Origin of the sequence: Puniceicoccus vermicola (genome assembly GCF_014230055.1) — a bacterium.
Taxonomy (GTDB): domain Bacteria; phylum Verrucomicrobiota; class Verrucomicrobiia; order Opitutales; family Puniceicoccaceae; genus Puniceicoccus; species Puniceicoccus vermicola.
Genome location: NZ_JACHVA010000053.1, coordinates 39,070 through 58,833, shown reverse-complemented (window position 1 = coordinate 58,833; position 19,764 = coordinate 39,070). Strand labels below are relative to the sequence as shown.

At 56.3% G+C, this 19,764-nt stretch carries 20 protein-coding genes; 11 read left to right on the top strand and 9 right to left on the bottom strand.

Annotation, left to right across the window (positions count from 1 at the left end):
- Window positions 1-17 precede the first annotated feature (17 nt).
- The 3 genes from sufD to H5P30_RS06345 all read left to right on the top strand — a co-directional run bounded on the left by sufD (window position 18) and on the right by H5P30_RS06345 (window position 2,516).
- Window positions 18-1,397 (top strand): Fe-S cluster assembly protein SufD, encoded by a 1,380-nt coding sequence (gene sufD / locus H5P30_RS06355; protein WP_185692109.1) that lies wholly within the window; start codon window positions 18-20, stop codon window positions 1,395-1,397.
- A complete protein-coding gene (sufT, locus tag H5P30_RS06350; RefSeq protein ID WP_185692108.1) occupies window positions 1,390-1,941 on the top strand; it encodes a putative Fe-S cluster assembly protein SufT in 552 nt (183 codons plus the stop codon). Before sufD ends, sufT begins: the two co-directional genes overlap by 8 nt.
- Before the next feature lie 131 nt (window positions 1,942-2,072).
- A complete protein-coding gene (locus H5P30_RS06345) occupies window positions 2,073-2,516 on the top strand; it encodes a TMEM14 family protein (protein WP_185692107.1) in 444 nt (147 codons plus the stop codon).
- Between the two features lie 225 nt (window positions 2,517-2,741).
- Here H5P30_RS06345 and H5P30_RS06340 read toward each other — a convergent pair whose 3' ends face one another.
- Genes H5P30_RS06340 through H5P30_RS06325 form a run of 4 tightly spaced genes read right to left on the bottom strand, consistent with a single transcriptional unit; the run spans window position 2,742 to window position 6,388 of the window.
- Window positions 2,742-3,410: a lysophospholipid acyltransferase family protein gene (locus H5P30_RS06340; protein ID WP_185692106.1), complete on the bottom strand. Its 669-nt coding sequence runs from the start codon at window positions 3,408-3,410 to the stop codon at window positions 2,742-2,744.
- A gap of 50 nt (window positions 3,411-3,460) precedes the next feature.
- A complete protein-coding gene (locus H5P30_RS06335; RefSeq protein ID WP_185692105.1) occupies window positions 3,461-4,156 on the bottom strand; it encodes a (d)CMP kinase in 696 nt (231 codons plus the stop codon).
- Window positions 4,157-4,163: 7 nt separating this feature from the next.
- Window positions 4,164-5,498 carry a 3-phosphoshikimate 1-carboxyvinyltransferase gene (gene aroA / locus H5P30_RS06330; RefSeq protein ID WP_185692104.1) on the bottom strand — a complete coding sequence of 445 codons (1,335 nt, stop codon included), beginning with the start codon at window positions 5,496-5,498 and terminating at the stop codon, window positions 4,164-4,166.
- Window positions 5,495-6,388: a prephenate dehydrogenase gene (locus tag H5P30_RS06325; protein WP_185692103.1), complete on the bottom strand. Its 894-nt coding sequence runs from the start codon at window positions 6,386-6,388 to the stop codon at window positions 5,495-5,497. Before H5P30_RS06325 ends, aroA begins: the two co-directional genes overlap by 4 nt.
- A gap of 206 nt (window positions 6,389-6,594) precedes the next feature.
- Here H5P30_RS06325 and H5P30_RS06320 point away from each other — a divergent pair, with 206 nt between their 5' ends.
- The 3 genes from H5P30_RS06320 to H5P30_RS06310 all read left to right on the top strand — a co-directional run bounded on the left by H5P30_RS06320 (window position 6,595) and on the right by H5P30_RS06310 (window position 10,432).
- Window positions 6,595-8,331, top strand: a complete 1,737-nt coding sequence (locus tag H5P30_RS06320) for an SUMF1/EgtB/PvdO family nonheme iron enzyme (RefSeq protein ID WP_185692102.1) — start codon at window positions 6,595-6,597, stop codon at window positions 8,329-8,331.
- An 80-nt stretch (window positions 8,332-8,411) separates the two neighbouring features.
- Window positions 8,412-9,413 carry an adenosine deaminase family protein gene (locus H5P30_RS06315; protein WP_185692101.1) on the top strand — a complete coding sequence of 334 codons (1,002 nt, stop codon included), beginning with the start codon at window positions 8,412-8,414 and terminating at the stop codon, window positions 9,411-9,413.
- Window positions 9,410-10,432 carry a bile acid:sodium symporter gene (locus H5P30_RS06310; RefSeq protein WP_185692100.1) on the top strand — a complete coding sequence of 341 codons (1,023 nt, stop codon included), beginning with the start codon at window positions 9,410-9,412 and terminating at the stop codon, window positions 10,430-10,432. Before H5P30_RS06315 ends, H5P30_RS06310 begins: the two co-directional genes overlap by 4 nt.
- A gap of 7 nt (window positions 10,433-10,439) precedes the next feature.
- On the opposite strand, the gene aroQ is transcribed toward H5P30_RS06310, so the two are convergent.
- Together aroQ and H5P30_RS06300 are read right to left on the bottom strand one after the other, a co-directional pair.
- Window positions 10,440-10,886, bottom strand: a complete 447-nt coding sequence (gene aroQ, locus H5P30_RS06305) for a type II 3-dehydroquinate dehydratase (RefSeq protein WP_185692099.1) — start codon at window positions 10,884-10,886, stop codon at window positions 10,440-10,442.
- 69 nt (window positions 10,887-10,955) lie between these two features.
- Window positions 10,956-11,711, bottom strand: coding sequence for a Nif3-like dinuclear metal center hexameric protein (locus H5P30_RS06300; protein WP_185692098.1), 756 nt, complete (start codon window positions 11,709-11,711; stop codon window positions 10,956-10,958).
- 198 nt (window positions 11,712-11,909) lie between these two features.
- Between H5P30_RS06300 and H5P30_RS06295 the strand changes: the two genes are divergently transcribed.
- The 4 genes from H5P30_RS06295 (at window position 11,910) to H5P30_RS06280 (ending at window position 14,413) form a co-directional block, all read left to right on the top strand.
- Window positions 11,910-12,068 (top strand): YqaE/Pmp3 family membrane protein, encoded by a 159-nt coding sequence (locus H5P30_RS06295; protein ID WP_185692097.1) that lies wholly within the window; start codon window positions 11,910-11,912, stop codon window positions 12,066-12,068.
- A gap of 79 nt (window positions 12,069-12,147) precedes the next feature.
- On the top strand, window positions 12,148-12,426 hold the full coding sequence (locus tag H5P30_RS06290) for a hypothetical protein (protein WP_185692096.1): 279 nt from the start codon (window positions 12,148-12,150) through the stop codon (window positions 12,424-12,426).
- A gap of 18 nt (window positions 12,427-12,444) precedes the next feature.
- The gene (locus tag H5P30_RS06285; protein WP_185692095.1) at window positions 12,445-12,750 is read left to right on the top strand and encodes an FmdB family zinc ribbon protein; all 306 of its coding nucleotides are present in this window, start codon (window positions 12,445-12,447) and stop codon (window positions 12,748-12,750) included.
- Window positions 12,751-12,796: 46 nt separating this feature from the next.
- The gene (locus H5P30_RS06280) at window positions 12,797-14,413 is read left to right on the top strand and encodes an SLC13 family permease (protein ID WP_221774298.1); all 1,617 of its coding nucleotides are present in this window, start codon (window positions 12,797-12,799) and stop codon (window positions 14,411-14,413) included.
- Between the two features lie 50 nt (window positions 14,414-14,463).
- Here H5P30_RS06280 and H5P30_RS06275 read toward each other — a convergent pair whose 3' ends face one another.
- Window positions 14,464-16,578 (bottom strand): RecQ family ATP-dependent DNA helicase, encoded by a 2,115-nt coding sequence (locus tag H5P30_RS06275; protein WP_185692094.1) that lies wholly within the window; start codon window positions 16,576-16,578, stop codon window positions 14,464-14,466.
- A gap of 129 nt (window positions 16,579-16,707) precedes the next feature.
- Window positions 16,708-17,598, bottom strand: a complete 891-nt coding sequence (locus tag H5P30_RS06270; protein ID WP_185692093.1) for a rhomboid family intramembrane serine protease — start codon at window positions 17,596-17,598, stop codon at window positions 16,708-16,710.
- Window positions 17,599-17,704: 106 nt separating this feature from the next.
- On the opposite strand from H5P30_RS06270, the gene H5P30_RS06265 reads away from it, so the two are divergent.
- Entirely contained in the window at window positions 17,705-18,652 is a 948-nt protein-coding gene (locus H5P30_RS06265) for a transposase (protein ID WP_185692092.1), read from the top strand.
- Window positions 18,653-18,750: 98 nt separating this feature from the next.
- Here the strand turns inward: H5P30_RS06265 and H5P30_RS06260 are convergent, their stop codons facing one another.
- Window positions 18,751-19,749 (bottom strand): dihydroorotate dehydrogenase-like protein, encoded by a 999-nt coding sequence (locus tag H5P30_RS06260; RefSeq protein ID WP_185692091.1) that lies wholly within the window; start codon window positions 19,747-19,749, stop codon window positions 18,751-18,753.
- Window positions 19,750-19,764 lie beyond the last annotated feature (15 nt).

Genomic DNA, 19,764 nt, shown 5'->3' with positions numbered 1-19,764 from the left:
ATATTTAGGAATAGACTATGAGTACAGAAGCCACAGCCGTGCAGAACGCTTCCGGTGTGGGCGATTCCGCCTCCTTTGAACGCCACCTTTCCCTGTCCGCATTGCCGGAGAAATGGAAGAAGTGGAAAAGCGAATACTGGGAAAAATTTGAATCGCTTCCTCTCCCGAGAAACCGGGATGAACATTGGCGCTTCGCCAAGCGGATCGATTTCGAGCTGAACTCGTTTCAGCTTCCCGAGCCGGTCTCCGACGAGAACGTTGCCGAAGCCTTGTCGCGATCAGAGCTGGTCACTGACCGGACCAGCCGCATTGTCTTTGTCGACAACCAACTCGTTCATCAAGAGCCGATTCCGCAAGAGCTCGTCGATCAAGGGGTTGTCTTTATGCCCATTGCTGAAGCGATGGAGAAAAAGCCGGAGTTAGTGGAGCGCTATCTTTTCCAGGAATCCACGGATTTAGGATCGGATAAGTTTCATGCCCTTCATAACGCGTATTCGGAAGGTGGATATATCCTGTATGTCCCGAAGAACGTTGAGATTGATGCTCCCTTTGTCACTTATCACTGGCAGGCAGGACCGGGCGCAGCGCTGTTTCCGCACATTTTGGTCGCCGGTGGGGCGAATTCCCGCTTCAGCGTCGTCGATGTTCAGCAATCTCTCTTCGAGGATCGGGAAGGTTTTTCCTGCGCGGTTGGCAATGTGTTTGCCGAAGAGGGCGCCAAGATCTTCCGCAAGACGATTCAGAACTTCAACACGCGGACCGTTTCCTTCCAGCTGGATACCAACAATGTGGATCGAGACACCGCCGTCCGAGGGATCAACCTGAACCTGGGCAGTCGCCGGGCACGTTTCGAGAACGAGGTCCGGATCAATGGTGCCGGATCCGACGTGAAGCTCTATTCGCTCACGGTATCCGATAACGATCAGGAATTCGACCAGCGGACGCTTCAGATCCACAATGCTCCCAACTCCGTTTCGGATCTTCTCTATAAGAATGCCCTAATGGATGAAAGCCGGACGATTTTTTCCGGTCTGATTAAGGTCGCGAAGGATGCCCAGGGAACGGATGCCTACCAGACGAACCGTAACCTTCTCCTGAATGACACGGCTCAGGCCAACTCGTTGCCAGGTCTTGAAATCGAGGCCAATGATGTGAAGTGCAGCCACGGTGCTACGACCGGCCAACTCGACCGCGATGAGCTCTTTTACTTCCTCCAGCGTGGAATCTCGAAAATGGTCGCCCAGCAGCTGATGGTCTTCGGATTTTTTGAAGAAGTGATTGAGCAATTCGACAACGAGGAACTCGAGGAGAATCTCCGGGGTTTGATTCGCGGAAAGTTTGAAAAAAAGCAGCTAGACGCCGTCGCCCCGAAACTGGATGATAGCAACCATGACTGAGGACTCGGAACGTATTCTTTCGCGGGACGTCAAGGCCACCCTCATTCCCCATGGGGAATTGATGGAGCTGCCAGAAGGCACCCGGGTAACCATCACTCACCGTCTCGGCGGAAACTACACCGTCATGACCGAGAACGGCATGTTCCGCATTGGCGGAGAAGATGCCGACTGTATCGGTGAAGATGTGGAGAAGCCGGATTTCGACACTTCGGCCGAAGCTGCAGACGGCCCACCCGACACCGATGCGGTCTGGAGCCAGCTCAAGAAGGTCTTCGATCCGGAGATCCCGGTGAACATCGTCGACCTCGGATTGGTCTACAGCATGGAGTCCGTGGAGAAAGACGAGGGCGGTTATAAAGTCTTGGTCGCCATGACGTTGACCGCTCCCGGTTGCGGAATGGGCCCATCGATCGCAGAAGACGCCCGCTCAAAGGTCGTCCAAGTGCCCGGTGTCTCTGAGGCTCAAGTCGATATCGTTTGGGATCCGCCCTGGAATCAGGATATGATTTCTGAAGAGGGTAAAATGGAACTCGGCCTCATCTGAGGGCGAGTCGTTTTCCGAGGTCACCGAAAAAGCGAACTGGCTCCGTCGCCTGGATTGCCGAAGCGCGAGGGAACCCCAGTGGGTTCTAGCTCCGCTCTGCCAGGAGCGAGACCGAACAAACCGTTCTTCCCATGAGCGAATCTTCCCCATCCCAACCGGATTCCTCCAGTCATAAGGCTCCAGTGGCGATGCCGCGCAAGCGACGTGCCTTTGCCTTCACGCTGTTGGCCTACGGTCTTTTCCTCATTGCCATCGGAATCGCCGGTTACGCCAACAACCCGGAAAAGGCGAAAACCGCGCTCATTTCGGGAGGAGTCTTCGGGGGAATCCACTTAGTGTGGTCTTACCTCTGGAACCGAAAGCATGAGATTGCCCGCAAAGGTGTGGCCGTGACCCTCATTCTGGTCCTGATCGTCTCCGCTTGGAGAACTTGGGTTTCCTGGCAAGCCTTCCTCGATGGAGATCCTGCGAAAAAGTTGGTTGCCTTCCTTCTCACCGCAATGCTGCTCGGCACTCTGAGGGTCTTCCTCCGTTATCTGACTCTGCCGAAATGGAAGCCCTCTACCAATTCCTGAGCGGCATTCGATCAATGCCATTTCCCGGTCAATCGAGAGAGTTCCGTTTTCGCTCGAGAGATAGAAAATCTTGGTAAGGGGCAAAGGCCCGAGACGGAAAAAATTTCCACCCACTGGAGTTGGTTCCAGTTCCTAGGATTGGGAGGCAAATATTTTTCCAGACTCCTCCCTTGCTTGCAGGGGAGGGGGACCCCGCTTCGCGGGGTGGAGGGGTTCCGATGCGGGTTAGACTGCAGGAGGGATCTGCGGTTCCTCAATGCGACGGATGGCGGCCATGATATTTTCGGCCGCGCTGTCGAATCGTTCTTTGTCGGATCGGCCTGGATCGAATTCATCGGGGTGGAGCATTGGCCCGAAACGAACCTTCAGGGGTTCTCCCCATTTCGCTTTTTGGCCTTTTCCGAGAGCCGCGAATGTCCCGAAAATCCGAGCGGGAACGACAGGTACGCCACCTTTGCAGGCGAGAAGACCGATCCCGCGGCGAGCCGGCAGAAAATTGCCATCGGGAGATCGGGTCCCTTCAGGAAAAACCAGCAAGCCTTCGCCAGCTTTCAGGACATCCAGTGCCCGGCGCATGGCAGTGAGATCGCTCCCGCCCCGGTTGTTGACGGGCACGGCATTCACTCCTCGTAAAATTGGATCGGCCGGACCTTTAAAAAGAGTGTCTCGGGCGAAGTAGTGGATGGGTCGGCGAAACGATACCCCAATCGCTGGTGGATCCAAGTAGCTGACGTGATTCGAGGCGAGAAGGAAGGGGCCTCTTTGCGGGACGTGATGACTGTCGTAGCCCTCGATCTGAAAAAGTGAGTGGAAGACTCCGTTACACAAGTTCCATCCGATGCGATAAAGGGGCTTTACGGGAGTCGGAGGAAAGGCTGAACCGGGTAAACTCATTTTCGAACAGTGGATGGGACGGTCTAATACAGGTGACGGGAAATCGGATATTATTGGAGGGCGTCAGAGTCGTTTTGAACCTTTTGGCAGATTTGGGAGATGACTTCTTCCAATGTGTAGTTCCCGGTGTTGATGCGGATTGCGCCTTCGGGGCAGTGGAGGGGGGCGGTCTTGCGGCCGCTGTCGGCCTTGTCTCGGGCTGCAACTGAATCCTCCTGTCCCTCTTCAGAGCGTCGTTGAATGCGGGTGCTTTCGTCGGCTTCTAGAAAAAAGCGAAACGGGGCTTCGGGGAAGACGACGGAGCCAATGTCGCGCCCTTCGATCACCAGCCCGAGAAATCCTTTTTCGAGTGCTAACTCCCGATGCCATCGTTGGTAGCGCAGCAGTCGGTTGCGAACGGGCGGTAGGGCCGCAAAGGAGGAGACGTTTCGGTTCACCTCTAGGCTTCTGAGATCCTCGGGAGAGAGCTTCTTGCCGTCTGCGATCAAAGAGGCGAGGGTGCCGTCCACTTCGGCAGAGAGTTTCATTTCCTCGAGAGCCTCCGTCAACTCGTCGCTCTCTTCGGGGGAAATCCCCTTCCTGAGTAGTAAGAAAGTCAGCGCCCGGTAGTGGGATCCCGTATCGGCATGGAGAAATCTCAGCTGCTGGGAGACTCCGCGGGCAGTCGAAGATTTACCAGTAGCGGCGCCCCCATCGAGGGTGATGATGGGAAAATCGGTGGCAGAATCGGATACAGGTTCACTCATGAATCGATTACCGAGCGTTGGCGATTGAGCGCATTCGCGCAAGCTCTTCGAAAAATTTTGGAAAGGTTTTCCGACAGCATTCCGGGTTGCGAATTTGTATCCAAGGCCGACCGTCTCCATGGAGGTCATGGCTTGCGAGAATTCCGAAACTCATCGCCACGCGGTGATCCTCATAAGTGTCGATAGCGATAGGTGCGGCCTGAGAGAGCTCCACCATCGCCGACCGGTTGGGGGTGATGGTCAAGCTGTCTTCTTCTTCGACGATTCCTTGACCGAGTTTACGGAGCTCCGTCGCCATCGCTGCAACCCGGTCGGTTTCCTGGTGCCGGGTGTGGGCGATTCCGCGAATCCGGGTTGTCCCCGGGAGCAGAGGAGCCAGTGCCGCCAAGGTCAGGAAGGTGTCCGAAAACGCGTTGAAATCGACGTCGACCGCCCGTGTCTTCGTGGTTCCGTCCAAGATTACGTCCCCATTCGACAAGCATTGCGAAAGGCCGATTTCCTGTAGCACTTCGGTGAACGCGAGATCTCCCTGAAGAGATTCTTCCGGGAACGATCCCACGGTCGTCGCGCCCCCTACTGCAATCGGGAGGGCGAAAAAGTAGGAGGCCGCGCTCGCATCGGGCTCGATGTCGTAGACCCCGGTAGTGGGCCCGGTGAGTCCCGGCTCAATGAGAAAATCCGGTTCCTCGAAAGAGATGGTTCCGCCAAATTGACGGATCATCCGAACCGTCATCTCGACAAACGGTTTCGAGACCGTTTCCCCCTCCAGCCGAATGCGCATCGGGTGCGGAGCCCGGGTGGCGGCTATGAGCAACGCGGAGAGAATTTGGCTGCTACGACTGGCATCTACGGACAGCGTTTTGGGAGACCATCCCCGAGTGCTGAGCCGAAAGGGGAAATAACCCTCCTCGCCCTGATAATCCACCGAGGTTCCGAGGGCTTTGAGGCAGTCGAGCAAACCGGCCATGGGCCTCTTGCGCATGGCTTCCGATCCGTCGAATTCAAAGTTCCCTTCCGGCATCAGAGAGAGGGCCGCGGGAAGAAAACGGGCAACCGTACCTGCATTCTCGACGTAGATTTCGCCGGAGTCGTTCGGCGGTTGACCGGAGCAACCGGTGACTTGAATCGAGCCGGATGATTTTTCCGAAGCCTGAATCCCGAGCGTCTCAAAAGCTTCGCGGAGAACATCGGTATCCTGACTTCGCAGCAGGTTGCGGATTTCCACGGTGCTTTCGGAAAGAAAAGCGAGAATCAAGGCCCGGTTGGAGATGCTCTTGGAGCCGGGAATCTGGGCTCGCCCGGAGGCCGGACCTTGGAAGGGTTCGATCAGAAGTTCGTTCATGAGGATAGGGAGGAGTTCCCGCAGGAGCTCTCGTCGTCGAGCTGCAATCGATAGGCGCGGGCCGTTTCGAGAAATGTTAAAAGGGCATGGTCGTCCGGGGCATCCAGCGAAGCCTTCATCGAGGCGAGGCTCGATTCCAGCAGCCGGATTGATTTGCGAAAGGCGGTTTCATTCTCGCGGAAAATCGCCGCCCACAGATGAGGATCCCCGGCAGCGATCCGAGAGGTATCGCGCAAACCAGCTCCCGCGCACTGCTTCCATTCTGCGGGCATCGTGGCCAATCCATTACAGAGCGCCGCGGCGAGGGCATGGGGCAGATGGCTGACATGAGCGACGATGCGGTCGTGCTCCTCCGGGGGGCACTCAAAGAGTTTCATCCCCAGAGCATCCCAGAACTTTTTCAACCGCGCCAAATCTTCGGTGGATGAATCAACGGGTGTCAGGATGCAGGATTTTCCCTGAAACAGGTTTGCATCGGCGTAGGCCAGCCCGGACTTCTCAGATCCTGCCATCGGATGGGATCCGATAAATGTCGCAGGGTGATTCGCCGGAAACCATCGGCTCCCAGCTTTGCAGATACCGGCTTTCGTGCTGCCCACATCCGAGATAATGCACCCTTCACCGCAGGTGGATGAGATCGTTTCCATGAGCGGCGGAATCTTGTCCACCGGCCCGCAGAGGAAAACCAGGTCTGCTCCCTGGCAAGCTTCCTCGGGCGTCTCGAATACCCCGTCGCACCACGCTTTTTCCGCGCAGGCCGTCCGAGTCGATTCCCGGGGAGACCATACGTGAATGGTTTCGGCCAGCCCGCGTTCGCGCATGGCCATCCCGAGTGAGCCACCGAGAAGGCCAGCCCCGAGGATAACGGCTTTTTGCGAAATGCAGTCCATAAAAAGGAACGTAGGGGACTTCGGGGCGGTTGCGCAATCCCGAGCTGTCCGACTCCGACATTCGGTCAATCCATTGGCGGATTTTCGGTCTGCTTTGAAGGAGTTGTTTTGTCGGCGATGGAGGGCTAGCTCCGGTAGGGGAGAGGAGGGCGCAAAAGGGTTGAAATTGCGGTGTGGCTGAGCGTTAATTCGTTTTTCCCCAAAGCATGTCTGCACACCGAAAGCGTCCTTCTCCGAACCGGCTCAACTGGCTTCTCATTATAATTTTTGCCGTACTGATTCTGGGAGTTTTTTATGCGCTCTCCAGTTTTGGTCCGCGGTCAGTGGGGAGCAGTCGGGAAGACCGGGTCACGGATGAGGTGGCCCTGGCCCTGCTCGATGAAAGTAAGGAGTTAGAGCAGAAATTTGATGATCTCCTCATTCAAGGGATTGTGGGGAAGGATGATATGCAGGTGCTCAATCGGGCGATCGAGCTGCAGAAAGAGTATATCGCCGCTTTACCGGCGAGAGATTTTGTCGCCGAGAGCCGCCTGGAGCAGCTCGAGATGCGTTATGATGAATATATGGGGGAGATCCTGGCGCGAGATGCGCAGCGGTTGGAAGCCGAGGCCCGGGCAACCGAAGATCCGGGGCAAGCGCTGATCGTATTCCGTGATGCGGTGAATATCCGCGAACAGATTCGCGATCAGCACGGGACCAGTTCCCATAACGATTTGACCTATCTGGCTCGTCTCCAGCGGGAGGTCCAGCGGATGGATGTCCAACCGATCTATGATCGGTCGATCGAAAAGGAAAAACAAGCTGAAGAATATGCCAGTTTGGGAGATTTGAAAGGAGCCGTCCGTATGTATGGAGAAGCGGCTGAATTGCAGGAGCAAATCAATCGCGCCTATCCGGGACTTTCCCTGGCCAAGCCACTGAGAGCGAGTCGCTTGCGGGAAAAGGAGGCGGAGGTGCTCTCCGGCGAGTTGCGTCGTCAGATCGAGGACCTGATCTCGGAGGCGAATGATTTGGTATATGAGAAAAAATATGAGGAAGCTGCCGGTGTGTTCTCTCGGGCGAGGGATATGCAGCGCAATCTGACGCTGGAGTATCCGCGCAGCCCGTTTGCTTCCCGAACGAGGGAAGATCGTCTCCGGGTGCGGATGCAAAACGCCTCCGCTTTTTCCAGCTACGAGCGTCTACGCGACCTTGAGGAGATGCTGAATCGGTCCCTGATTGAAGGGAATTTTGGAGAGGCGAAGCTCTTGATCAATCAGCTTTCCGATCGGATGGGGCAATTCGAGCTCCGTTATTCTTTGAGCACCTTGCCGGTCGAGGAACTTGCCCGCCGAATCTCTTATCTCAGTCGGAACCAGCGGGTCCTTGAGCAGATTCGTTCGACGATTCAAAGCGATTTGGTTCCGATCCCCGGTGAGGTGGGATTGAATCTGTTGGCGACGGAGGTCCCGCAGTATTTGTTCGAGATGATCATGGACGAAAACCCGAGTCGCAATGTGGGAGGAGATCTTCCCGTTGAGACGGTTTCTCTCGATGAAGTTGAGTTGTTCCTCAAGCGAGTGGGCTGGGTTCTTGCCCAGAAAGCACGCCTTCCGACGGTGGAGGAGTTCCGTGAAGCTGCCTCCGAGGCGATCGAGGCAGAAGATTTTGCGATTCTTTCGTCAGGCTCTGGGGAAAATGCGACGCGCCCGGTGCATTCCCTTTCTGCCGATCCGTTGGGGTTCTATCATATCCTCGGTAATGTTTCGGAAATGGTTGTTCTCGAAGAAGGATCGGAGGGGATCGCTCACATGGGAGGAAATCTCCGTACGATCAAAAGTCAGATGGTGGAACTCAATCCTGTCGCGATCGATACGGGTGAACGAAACCGTATGGTTGGCTTCCGGTTTGTGGTCGAGGATGGGATCCAGCCGCTGACCTTGCCGCCGGATCCAGAGATTTAGGAAGGAATGACGGTCGACTTCGTCCTCTCGATGGGGCGAGTATTTTATTTAGAGTCATGCGGTACCCAATGGATTCAGAAATGGAGGGATTTTTCCGATCCCTCCCCAAAACCGAAACCCACCTGCACCTCGAGGGCGCGGTCCCGCTTTCGGTTTATCGGAAGTATGTTGATTCGCTGAATCCGGAAGATCCTCCCTACTGGGGGCAGGATTTCCGCTACCGAAGTTTTGATGAGTTCAATGAGGGCCTCCTTCAGTGCGCGCTCCCATTCTTCAATTCACTCGATCGCTACAGGGAAGGTGCCCGGGCCGTTTTTCTCGAATGCTGGGATCAGGGCGTTCGGTATCTGGAGGTGAGTTTTCATCTGGGCCTCGTCGTCGGTCTGCCAGAGGTTCACCCGAAGGAGGTCATTGAGGCCATCCGCGGCGAGGTGCCAGAGGGTATGGAGGTGCGGATCTATGCCGGACTGCTTCACAACGATTACACGGGCCAGGTAGGGGAGTGGATCGATGAAGCCCCCGGCTGGGATAATCTGGATGGTTTTGACCTTCACGGCCCTGAGGATCTTCCTTTCGAAGAATGGACTGCCGGAGCCTGGGCGGCCATGAGGGAAGCCGGAAAGCGTAATCGAGCCCATGCGGGAGAATTCCGCGGAGCCGATTTTGTGGCTCAGGTCGTGCGGGAATTGAAGGTCGAGCGTATCGCGCATGGGGTGCGGGCGATCGAGGATCCGGCGACGGTCGATTTGTTGATCGCTGAGAACGTCACTTTGGATGTCTGCCCAATCAGTAACCTGAAGCTGGCCGTGAATGGCATTGATTCGATGCCCAGCCACCCGATTCGCCGACTTTTTGACGCAGGGGTTCGGGTGACCGTGAGCTCGGATGATCCAACCTTCTTTGGCAATCGCCTGATCGATGATTATGCCGCGCTCTATTACGATTGTGGATTCTCCGTCGAGGAAATCGGTCGCATCGCCCGCAATGGCTTTGAGGTCGCCCATCTTGAAGAGTCCCGCAGGCAATCGCTGATTCGGGAGCTCGAGGGGGTTATGAAGAATTTCGGAGGAGCCGCTCGGTGAGTTCTCCCCGAGGCTGGTGGAATAAGAATTGGTTCCCCGTCATGATCTTCGTGGCGGTAGGAATGGGGTTGTTGTTTCCCCGTGTCGGTGAGCCAGCGGGATTTTGGAATCCCGACTTTTTTGTAAAGGTCGCGGTTTTCGTGATTTTCTTCCTGCAGGGGATGGTGCTGCCGGTGAAGGAGCTGGCTCGCGGGATCCTCCTCTGGAAATTTCACACCATTGTCTTGGGGTTCAACTTCATCCTCGCGCCTTCTCTGGCGTGGTTGCTTTTCGCCTCACCCTGGAGCCCGACAGACCCTAGCTCGATCCCCGGTTTTCTCTATCTCGGAATTCTGCCGACCACGGTATCCTCGGCCGTCGCGCTGACGGTCGCGGCTCGGGGAGACTCGGCCGCCGCTCTTTTCGGCGTCACGTTGTCCAACTTGGCCGGGATTGTCATGGTGCCGTTGGGAGTCGTTTTCTGGATGCATGCCGGCGGGGAGAAAGTGGATATGTCTTTTGGGGATGCCCTGTTGCGGGTGGGCAAGCTCATCGCCATCCCTATGGCCATCGGCCAGATTTTCCGTCTCGTGTTGCCGAGAGGAGTTGACTGGGTGAAGCGCAAGGTCGGTATGCTTAGCCAGGCTCTCATCGTCGGTATCGTCTGGATTCTTTTTGCCGGGAGTGCGGCAAAAGGGGAGTGGGACCAGTTTACCTGGATTCGGCTGTTATGGACGTTCGCCGGAGTCGTCCTCTATTTTGTCCTCTTCTCGGGACTCTTCTTGATCGTTATCGGCAAGATTCGGATGAGCTTTGGCGAGCGTGTCGCCGCTTATTTCTGTGGAACCCAAAAAGGGCTGGCGACCGGAGCTCCGATGGCAACGGCCTTTTTTCTGGCCGCCAGTGAGGCGGGTGATCTACCGCCGATGGGGCTGATCCTCCTGCCACTCATGATTTACCATCCTCTGCAGCTCACGGTGGGCAGTTTTCTGGCCGCCCGATTTCATGGGCGTAGCACCCATCCAACCGGCGAGATCTAAGCCGGGCTTACTTCCGGATTTGTCCGACGAGATGTCGGAGCGCTGCGTAGTAGCCGTTCGGACCCAATCCAGCAATCACCGCTTCGCATACTCCTGCTGTCAGGGAACGATGGCGGAATTCCTCCCGTTGATGAACGTTCGAAAGGTGAACTTCAATAAAGGGGACATCTGATGACGCGATGGCGTCCCGGAGGGCGACACTTGTGTGAGTAAAACCGCCCGGGTTGATGATGACCCCGGCAAAATGTTTATCGGTCCAGTGCTCGATCTGGTCGATGAGCGTGCCTTCGTGGTTCGACTGAAAGCACTCGACCACCACGCCCAACTTGGCGGCTTCTTCGCGGAAGGTATCTTCGACCTGCGAGAGGGTGGTTGTGCCGTAAACGTCAGGTTCACGAATTCCCAGCCGCCCGAGGTTGGGACCGTTTAAGAGACCGATGGGATGCGTGGACATGGATATGACGTTGTCGGGTTTGGCAAAAACTTACGAGGCGATTTTTTGCGGTGGAATCCGAGCTGCAACTCAGAGCGGGCAGTCGGTCGCGACAAACTCGCAGGGCAGGTCAAAATACTTGGCGGTTTCCTCGGCGAGCGCCCGGACACCAAAGGTCTCGGTCCGATAGTGGCCGCAGGCAAAGAGGTTGAGTTTCTCCTCTTGGGCAATGTTGAAGAAGTGCTGTTTGAGTTCGCCGGTGATGAGGGTGTCCACGCCGATCTCGGCCAGATGCTCAACCGCGCTGGAACCGCTTCCGGTCAGGATGGCGATCTTCTGGGGACGCTCGGATCCCTCTTCCATCGCGACGACCCCACCGGGGAAGAGACGCTCAAGACGATACTTCAACTCATCCCGGCTCGCGGGAGCGTTGGTCACCAGCCCGATGTTGTTGCCTTCATAGGGGAGGAAGGTTTCGAGGCGGGTGAGATCCAGCGCTTTTGCCAGCAAGGCGTTGTTTCCGATCTCGGGATGGCAGTCCAGAGGCAGATGGCTTCCGTACACGGCGAGGTTTTTTTCGATCGCCGTCCGGGTCTTCCGATAGGCAGGTCCGGTCAGCGGGACCGGGGGGACCCAGTAGAGACCGTGGTGAACGATGAGGAAATCGATCCCTTTCTCCGCTGCGATTTGGAAAGGGCGTTCGCCCGCGTCGACCGCGGCCCCGATCTTCGTTACGACTCCGTTATTTTCAATCTGAAGCCCGTTGTGCGCCGGCGGAAAATCGCGGATGTCCTTCCGGCGAGTGCGCCGATCACAAAATGAAACTACCTTCTGAAGCTCGACCATTCCAGAGGGATCTCATGTTTTGTCCCGATTGACAAGGAGAGAGCGATTTCCAGGGATGTCGCACCCGCGGGCTCCTACTTTCGCCTGATCCTTATGGGGTCGAGGTTTCCCGGAGGAATATCCATCGTTGGGTTTTTCCGCTGGAGAATCCTCCTGATTTCCCAGCGGTCCTCTACCTTCCTTAACATTACTTTTATCATGGATGTCATTCGCATTATTCTCGCCATTCTTCTCCCGCCTTTGGGCGTCTTTCTTCAGGTCGGGATCGGGCTGCAATTCTGGCTCAATATTCTTCTGACCCTTCTCGGTTACATTCCGGGCATCATTCACGCCGTCTGGGTCATCCTGCGTAAATAGCGCGGGTGGCTTTTTACAGATCCGGATCGCCATTCTTTGCAGTTGATGGCGATCAGGAGAAGTTCTAGCGTTTTTTGTAATGAAAAGTGCTTATGAACTCGCGATGGAACGTCTGGAAAAGGACGAACCTTCGACTCGGGAACTCTCGGATGAGCAAAAGCAAAAGCTCGAAGAGATCTCCCAGACCTATCGGGCCAAGGTTGCCGAGCGGGAGGTTTTCCTGCAGGGCAAGATTGTCGCTGCGCGGGCGAGTGGCAACGGGGCCGAAGTCGATGCCTTGGAGCGCGAATTGCGCGAGGAAAAGCGCCGCCTCGAGGAAGAGTGCGAAGAAAAGAAGAATGGGGTCCGTCAGGGCTGATTCGGAATCGTTTTTGGCATGCCGATCTATACTTACGAGGTCCTCGATGACGCCGGGAAAGTTGTCGAGGTCTATGAGGCCGAGCAAGCGTTTGGAGCTGAGCCGCTCGAGACTCATCCGATAACCGGCGAAAAGATGCGGAAGATCTTTACGGCTCCGGGCATCAACGCAACCTACGCCGATTGGGGGGGTAAACTCGAAGCCGATAACCTCACCCAATCCGGGTTTACCCGATACGAACGGGATAAGACCACCGGCCGCTATTTTAAGTCGAACGAAGGGCGAGGTCCGCAAGAGCTTGATCCTCACGCTGGAGGTTCATAACGTCTGACAACTCACCCCACTCCTCCCCCCTCCTTTCTCAGCTGTTTTGCCCCAGTCCCCCAATAGAGATCCTGACCGGGATGATGATCTTCCCGGTGTCTTGGAAGCCGCACCCTCCGATCAGCATTATCGGGTGCAGAAAGATCCGAAACGTTCGGACGATGATCATTCCCGCGAGTTCGGCATGCGACAGCGCGTCGGCCTCTTTGTCGGGCCTTTGGTTTTTATCGTCGTTCTTTTCCTTCCGGCTCCCGGGGGCATGTCGATCGAAGCTTGGAGAATGGCGGCGGTTGCTTCCCTTATGGCGATCTGGTGGATCAGCGAGGCGATCCCGATTCCAGTCACGAGTTTGCTGCCCATCGTGCTCTTTCCGACCCTCGGAATCCTCCCCACACCCGCGACCACGCTCGCCTACGGCAATCATTTGATTTTCCTTTTTATGGGTGGGTTCATCATCGCCCTCGCCATGCAGCGATGGAACCTGCATCGCCGGATCGCCCTCCACATCATTAAAGTGACCGGGTTTTCGGCGGGGCGATTGGTCCTCGGGTTTATGCTCGCAACCGCCATCCTCTCGGCCTTCGTCTCAAACACTGCCACCGCGGTGATGATGATGCCCATCGGGATCGCCGTCACCATGCAGGTTTCCGCCGATCTGACCCGTGAGGGGCATGATGCGAAGAAATCAGAGCCGTTGTTTCTCAATCTCATGCTGGGGATCGCCTACGCTGCGTCAATTGGAGGAATGGCCACTCTGATCGGAACCCCCCCGAACACCGTCCTCGCCTCCTACCTTTCCAAGTCTTTCGGTTATGAGATCACTTTTGCCAAGTGGTTGGCAGTGGGCATCCCTTTTACCGGAGTCTTTCTTCCCCTATGCTGGCTCTGGCTGACCCGGATTGCCAATCCCATGGCCAAACTAGAGGTCGCCGATGCCGAGAAGATCGTCAACGACGAGTTGCAGCAGATGGGAAAGATGTCCTCCGGTGAACGCTGGACGGCGATCGTCTTCGCGCTGACCGGGCTTGCTTGGATTTTTCGGCCGACGATCGCGGCAATTTTTCCCGAACCTTCCTTTGTAAAGGATTCGACCATCGCCATTGGTGGGGCCGTTCTCCTCTTCCTGATCCCGCTGAATTTGCGGAAGCGTATCTTTGTCATGAACTGGGAGTGGGCCGCCAAACTCCCGTGGGGCGTTCTCATTCTCTTCGGGGGCGGATTGGCCCTGGCGGAGGGATTTGATGCCTCTGGCTTGGCGGTTTGGGTGGTCGACCAAGTTCAGATCTTGGAAGGAATGCCCATGATTTTCATTGTCATTGGGGTGACGACGCTCGTGGTCTTCCTAACGGAATTGACCTCGAATACCGCGACCTCGGCAATGCTGATGCCGGTCCTTGCCGGGACCGCAATCGGGCTGGGCGAGAATCCGTTACTACTCTTGGCTCCGGCAGCGCTTGCGGCTTCGTGCGCCTTCATGCTTCCGGTCGCCACCCCACCGAACGCCATCGTCTTTGGTTCCGGCCACGTCACCATTCCCCAAATGGCTCGCAGCGGGTTTGGGCTGAATGTGATCGGGCTGTTCCTGATCCCGCTCGTCCTCTACCTGCTCTTCATTCCCATCTTCGGCATCGTCCTTGGGGAACTGCCGGCTTGGGCGCGTTAGGCGTTTCGGAGAAATCCGGATCTACGTATCCCGGATCACAGAAGTCACTCTCAGGAGGCGGCGGCGCTCCACTCGCGAATCTTGGCCAGGAAGAGAGGAAGCTCGCGTTCGACCTTTGCGGGACCGATTCCCTTGATCCGCAAGGCATCGTCGATGTTGGACGGCTGATCCTCGGCGAGATCCGCGAGAGTCTGATCGTGGAAGATCGTGAAGGCCGGGACGCCTCGTTCCGCAGCGACTTCACGGCGGAGTTCCCGGAGGGATTCGAACAACTCGGCATTCTCCGCGCTCAATTCTGGAATCACCTTAGAGGCCTTACTACGGGAGCTTCGGCGGGCAGTCCGCTGGTTGGGAATGGAGTCCCAATCGAGATGGCAGGTCTGGCCGTTGAGGAGAACTTGAACCCCTCGCTCGGTCAGGCTGAGCAGAGGGAAACCCTCGGAGCGGTCCGTTCGCAGGTAATGACGCTTTTCCAACTCCCGGAAAATAGATTGTAGCCGCTTCTTGGGCTGATCGGCGAGAAGGCCAAAAGTAGAGAGGCTTTCGATGAATTCTGCGGTCGGGCCGCTGGGTTCGACGCCCATCAGGCAGTCGAGAATTTTTCCTTTGCCGAATCGGGCCTTCCAATCCCGGGGGCCGACACGAGTGCTCATGCGGGCCACCCCGCTGAGGATTTGCCGGGCGAGTAGCTGCTCTTCCGAGGAGGGCGCGCGGAGATCTGGATCCTCCCGCGATGCGCAATAATCGCACTTCCCGCAGGGCTCCTTGCTCTCCTCTCCGAAATAATCCAGAATCCAGTCCTGTCGGCAGCCACTGGAGTGCTCGCAGAAGGAAATCACTGATTCGAGTTTCTGATCATCGCGGCGCCGCTTTTCGCGGAGGGCGGCATCGTCAAGGGCGAGATCGGAGGCCCGTTCGTTGGGGCGAAGCAGCCGCGTCCCCTTCAGTCTGCGACCGGGAACGTCAAAACGCTGGATCCAGCCCGTCCGGCTGAGAATGCCGATCGAGGTCGAAACGGCCATGGGATTGGCCCGATCCGGAAGATGATCGACCAAATCATCGATGGGCAATAGGAGCTCGTTCTTTGCGTCTGCCAGCTGGCGCAGAGTGCTGTAAACCGTGCGAATCAGTTTCGCGTCGGGGTTCGACCCCTCAATGAAGAACTCCTGAGTCCGGCGGTCGGCGTAATTGTAGAGAAGCTCGCATTCAGCGGGCTTTCCATCCCGACCGGCTCGACCAGCCTCCTGATAGTAGGCCTCGGGGCTTCCGGGCAGTTCGTAGTGAATGACGAATCGAACATCGGCGCGGTCGATTCCCATCCCAAATGCATTGGTGGCGACTGCGACGTCGTATTCTCGGGCCATGAAGCGGTTTTGAGCTTCTTCGCGAGCATTGCCCTCCATCCCGCCATGGTAGGAAATGACGGATGCTCCCTGGTCGGCGAGAGCGCGGGAAACCTTTTCCACCTTCTTCCGGGTGGCGCAGTAAATGATGCCCGTTCGCCACTGACGCACGAGATTCCGGACCGCTTCGAGTTTCTCCTTCTCCCCCGAAACCCGTCGCACCCGAAAAGCGAGATTCTCCCGGGAGAATCCGGAAACCCGAATGACTGGATCCCGCAGACCAAGATTCTTGGAAATATCCTCGCGGACGATCGGAGTCGCCGTCGCCGTAAAGGCGGCAATAGGAGGATTTCCCAGAGCCTGAATCGACTCGCCCAACCGAAGATAATCCGGTCGGAAATCGTGGCCCCACTGCGAAAGGCAGTGCGCCTCGTCGATGGCAAAGCGGTCGATTCTATGCGCGCGGAGAGATTCGAGGAATCCGGCCGCCCGAAACCGTTCCGGGGCTACGTAGAGAAGTCGGCACTTACCGGATTCGAGAAAACGGAGGGTCTCGCGGCGTTCATCCGCAGATTGAAGACTGTGAAAGACAGCGACCGGTGCATTGCGGGCCCGGAGAACATCGACCTGATCCTTCATCAAGGCGATGAGGGGGGAGACCACAATAGTCAGCCCTTGGGAAAGCAAAGCGGGCAGTTGATAGCAAAGGGACTTCCCCCCACCAGTCGGCAAAACCACCAGCAGATCTTTTCCCGCCAGCATATCGCGGACAATCCCTTCCTGGGGTCCGCGAAATTGCGAAAATCCGAAGAACCGTTCCAATTCTGCGGAAAGGTTGAGTGGAGGTGAATCTGTCGCGAGCTCTTCGATAGAGGTCGTTTTAGTGGAAATTTGTATACCCTATCAAGACCGAAGGCTGTAAATCCGAGAAAAGGAGGGACCGGGCGGAAGTCAGGACAACGCGAAAGTCCAAGCAATTGCAATGATGGCGAGCGGAAGCCATCCAATCCAACGCCTGGAGCGGCTGGTGGGAAGGGACCAGGGAAGATAGGAAACGAGAACCGAAACCACCAATCCCGAACCGAAACCGCAAAGGTGGGCGATCAAATCGGTTCGGGGTCCGCCAGCTCCCAGCATCCCCAACAAAGTAAGCCCCGCCAGAATCGGCAAAATCCACTCCGGGATCGAATGCCCCTTCCGGGAACCGCCGCGAGAGTGATACCATCCGAATCCCGTCAGTAGCCCTAGCGCCGCAAACACCGCGGTCGAGGCCCCAATCGAGAGATGAGGGTTCGGGTAGTAGAGGAGGGCGGTAAGAACATTCCCGAAAACCCCGCAGAGCAAAATCAAAGTCCACCCCCAGGCAGCTCCCAGATAGCGTGCCAACCAAAACCCAAACCCAGCCCCCGCTGCAAGGTTCCCCACCAAATGCCCAACATCCCCATGCAAAGTAAGGGCAGTGACCGCCCGCCACCACTGATTCTCCCGAACCATCACCAAAGCATCCAACCTCCCATCCTCGGTAATCGGAACCGACCCAAACCACTGCGCCAGAAACACCCCCACCAAAATCAATCCATAGACCCAAAACGAAAGGATCCCAACCCGCTGAACCACAAAATCCCCTCTCTGGATCGACCACCCCCGCCCCCGAGATCGAAGCCGAGAAACCTCCGCCAACTCCAAAACCACCGCCTCCCGGACAGATTCCTGAACACAAAGCACATATCCCCCCTCATCGGGAAACATCCAGTAAGCTTCCCCCATAGCCAAAACCACCAACCCATCCTCAACCGCCTCAGCATGCGAAGCATACCGACCCACTTCTTGAAGATCTGACATACACCCAGACTGAATCAATCCTCTTGAATTTACCAGTAGGATTGAAATAAATAAATCTGCATAAAAATAATTGACGTTGAATTGTTTCCACTGTTTTTTTGGATTTATGAGGCATAAGGTCGAAGGAGAAACAGCATACTATCATCTCATGAGTCGGACAGTTGGAGGGGAGGCGTTATTTGGGGATCGGGAGAGAGAGGTTTTGCGGAAGATGATCTGGCAGATTGCTGAATTCTCCGGGATTCGGGTGATTACTTATGCGATCATGAAGAATCATTTTCATGTCATGGTTGAAGTTCCTGGGGAGCGGGAGGTTTCTGATGCAGAGATTGTTCGGCGTTATCGGGTGCTGTATCCGGAGCCGACTCCGTGGCAGCCTATGCGGGCTGAGGTTTTGGAGAGTCATTTGATGGATGGGACTCCGCAAGGGGACGAGTTGCGGGCTAGGCTGATTCACCGGATGCACGACGTTTCCTGGATGATGAAAACTCTCAAGCATCGGTTTACGCGATGGTTCAATCAGTCTCGAGAGCGATTTGGAACGATTTGGTCAGAACGTTTTAAGAGTGTTCTCGTGGAGGGCGATCGGTGGGCTTTGCGGACGGTTGCGGCTTATATTGACTTAAATGCAGTTCGTGCGGGATTGGTTGAGGACCCGAAAGACTATCGATTCTGCGGGTATGGTGAAGCGATGGGGGGTGGCCGTCGGGCCCGTAAGGGGTTGCAGATTGTGGATCCGGACATGGCGGGATATCGGCAGACGCTTTACGGGGTGGGCTCGGAGGAGCGACCGGAGAAATGCTCTTTTGACCGGAAGACTGCGGTTCGGGTGCTTGAGGTGGAGAAGGGCAAACTGCCGCTGTCCGTGGTTCTTCGCTGCCGAGTCCGGTATTTTACGGACGGATGGGTGATTGGTTCTCCCGATTTTGTTCGGAAGCAGGTTGAGGGAGGGGCCCAACCTGGGGTTCGCCCCCGGAAAGCTCATTTGATGCGGGGTGCCGATTGGGGAGGGCTTTCCGTCGGGACGGGTTTGCGGAAGCAGTTGTTTCGTTAATCCTTCTTCAGGGTTTTGAGGAATTGGGATGAAAAAAAACGGCCTGAGCCCCTATTTAAAAGGCTCAGACCGTGAAAATTGTGGAAATGGGTCTTCGCTCAGGAAGACCAGCTTTGGAGAATTTTCAGGTAGTTGGCGCGTTCGACTGCTTCCGGGTTGGGAGTGTTGCGATGGCTCATGCTGCCCCTGGCGTCGGCGATGGATTTGTAATCAAACTCTCCGAGCCAAAGCGTCATTTTCTCGAGGACCGTTGCTAGGTGTGAGGGGCCCTTTTGCAATAGCGAACTTACCATTTGCACGGTGTCCGCTCCGGCCATGATTGCCTTGATGGCGTCATCGGAGGTGTGAACTCCCCCAGAGCAGGATAGGTCGACGGAAAACCGGTCGCGCAGAATGGCCAACCAGCGCAGACGGAGAAGAAGTTCGCTGCTGTCCGAAAGCCTGAGAGCCGGGACCGTTTCGAGATTCACGATGTCGATGTCTGGTTGGTAGAAGCGGTTGAATAATACGACGGCTTTCGCCCCAGCTTTTTCCAGTCTCCGCACGAAATGGGGGAGAGAGGAAAAGTAAGGAGACAGTTTAACCGCTACGGGGATCGAGACCTTTTGGCAGACGCTTTCGACGGTTGAGGCCGCATGGGCTTCGAGTTCTTCGGAAGAGATCTCCGAGTCGGTCGGTTGAAAATAGAGATTCAACTCGAGTGCATCCGCACCCGCCGACTCAATGTCCTTCGCGAAACTAGTCCATCCGGTGGGAGTTCTCCCATTGAGGGATCCGATTACCGGAACGGAAACGATCTCTTTGATTTCAGCGATTCGCTCCAAGTAGGTATCCGGTCCGAGGGCGAAGTCGACGTCTCCGGGGAAATAGGAAGTGGCTTCCGCGTAGGTTTCCTCGTGGCTATGAATGTGGGCATCGATGCCTTCTTCGTTGCTGGTGATTTGTTCCTCGAAGAGCGAATGCATGACGATGGCAGCCGCCCCGGCGTCTTCCAACTCCCGGATCTTCGGAAGTTGGTCGACCAAAGGAGAGGCTCCAACGATCAGAGGATGCTTAAGCTCAAGGCCTAGATAGTTGGTTTTTAGTTCAACAGACATGGGAGTGACAGGTCG

Bases quoted from the DNA above. Each gene is read 5' to 3' on its own strand.
- H5P30_RS06265 (WP_185692092.1), top strand. From the start codon at position 17,705: ATGAGGCATAAGGTCGAAGGAGAAACAGCATACTATCATCTCATGAGT.
- H5P30_RS06270 (WP_185692093.1), bottom strand. From the start codon at position 17,598: ATGTCAGATCTTCAAGAAGTGGGTCGGTATGCTTCGCATGCTGAGGCG.
- H5P30_RS06285 (WP_185692095.1), top strand. From the start codon at position 12,445: ATGCCGATCTATACTTACGAGGTCCTCGATGACGCCGGGAAAGTTGTC.
- H5P30_RS06345 (WP_185692107.1), top strand. From the start codon at position 2,073: ATGAGCGAATCTTCCCCATCCCAACCGGATTCCTCCAGTCATAAGGCT.
- H5P30_RS06335 (WP_185692105.1), bottom strand. From the start codon at position 4,156: ATGAGTGAACCTGTATCCGATTCTGCCACCGATTTTCCCATCATCACC.
- sufD (WP_185692109.1), top strand. From the start codon at position 18: ATGAGTACAGAAGCCACAGCCGTGCAGAACGCTTCCGGTGTGGGCGAT.
- H5P30_RS06340 (WP_185692106.1), bottom strand. From the start codon at position 3,410: ATGAGTTTACCCGGTTCAGCCTTTCCTCCGACTCCCGTAAAGCCCCTT.
- H5P30_RS06295 (WP_185692097.1), top strand. From the start codon at position 11,910: ATGGATGTCATTCGCATTATTCTCGCCATTCTTCTCCCGCCTTTGGGC.
- H5P30_RS06260 (WP_185692091.1), bottom strand. From the start codon at position 19,749: ATGTCTGTTGAACTAAAAACCAACTATCTAGGCCTTGAGCTTAAGCAT.
- aroA (WP_185692104.1), bottom strand. From the start codon at position 5,498: ATGAACGAACTTCTGATCGAACCCTTCCAAGGTCCGGCCTCCGGGCGA.
- H5P30_RS06300 (WP_185692098.1), bottom strand. From the start codon at position 11,711: ATGGTCGAGCTTCAGAAGGTAGTTTCATTTTGTGATCGGCGCACTCGC.
- aroQ (WP_185692099.1), bottom strand. From the start codon at position 10,886: ATGTCCACGCATCCCATCGGTCTCTTAAACGGTCCCAACCTCGGGCGG.
- H5P30_RS06320 (WP_185692102.1), top strand. From the start codon at position 6,595: ATGTCTGCACACCGAAAGCGTCCTTCTCCGAACCGGCTCAACTGGCTT.
- H5P30_RS06325 (WP_185692103.1), bottom strand. From the start codon at position 6,388: ATGGACTGCATTTCGCAAAAAGCCGTTATCCTCGGGGCTGGCCTTCTC.
- H5P30_RS06315 (WP_185692101.1), top strand. From the start codon at position 8,412: ATGGAGGGATTTTTCCGATCCCTCCCCAAAACCGAAACCCACCTGCAC.
- sufT (WP_185692108.1), top strand. From the start codon at position 1,390: ATGACTGAGGACTCGGAACGTATTCTTTCGCGGGACGTCAAGGCCACC.
- H5P30_RS06290 (WP_185692096.1), top strand. From the start codon at position 12,148: ATGAAAAGTGCTTATGAACTCGCGATGGAACGTCTGGAAAAGGACGAA.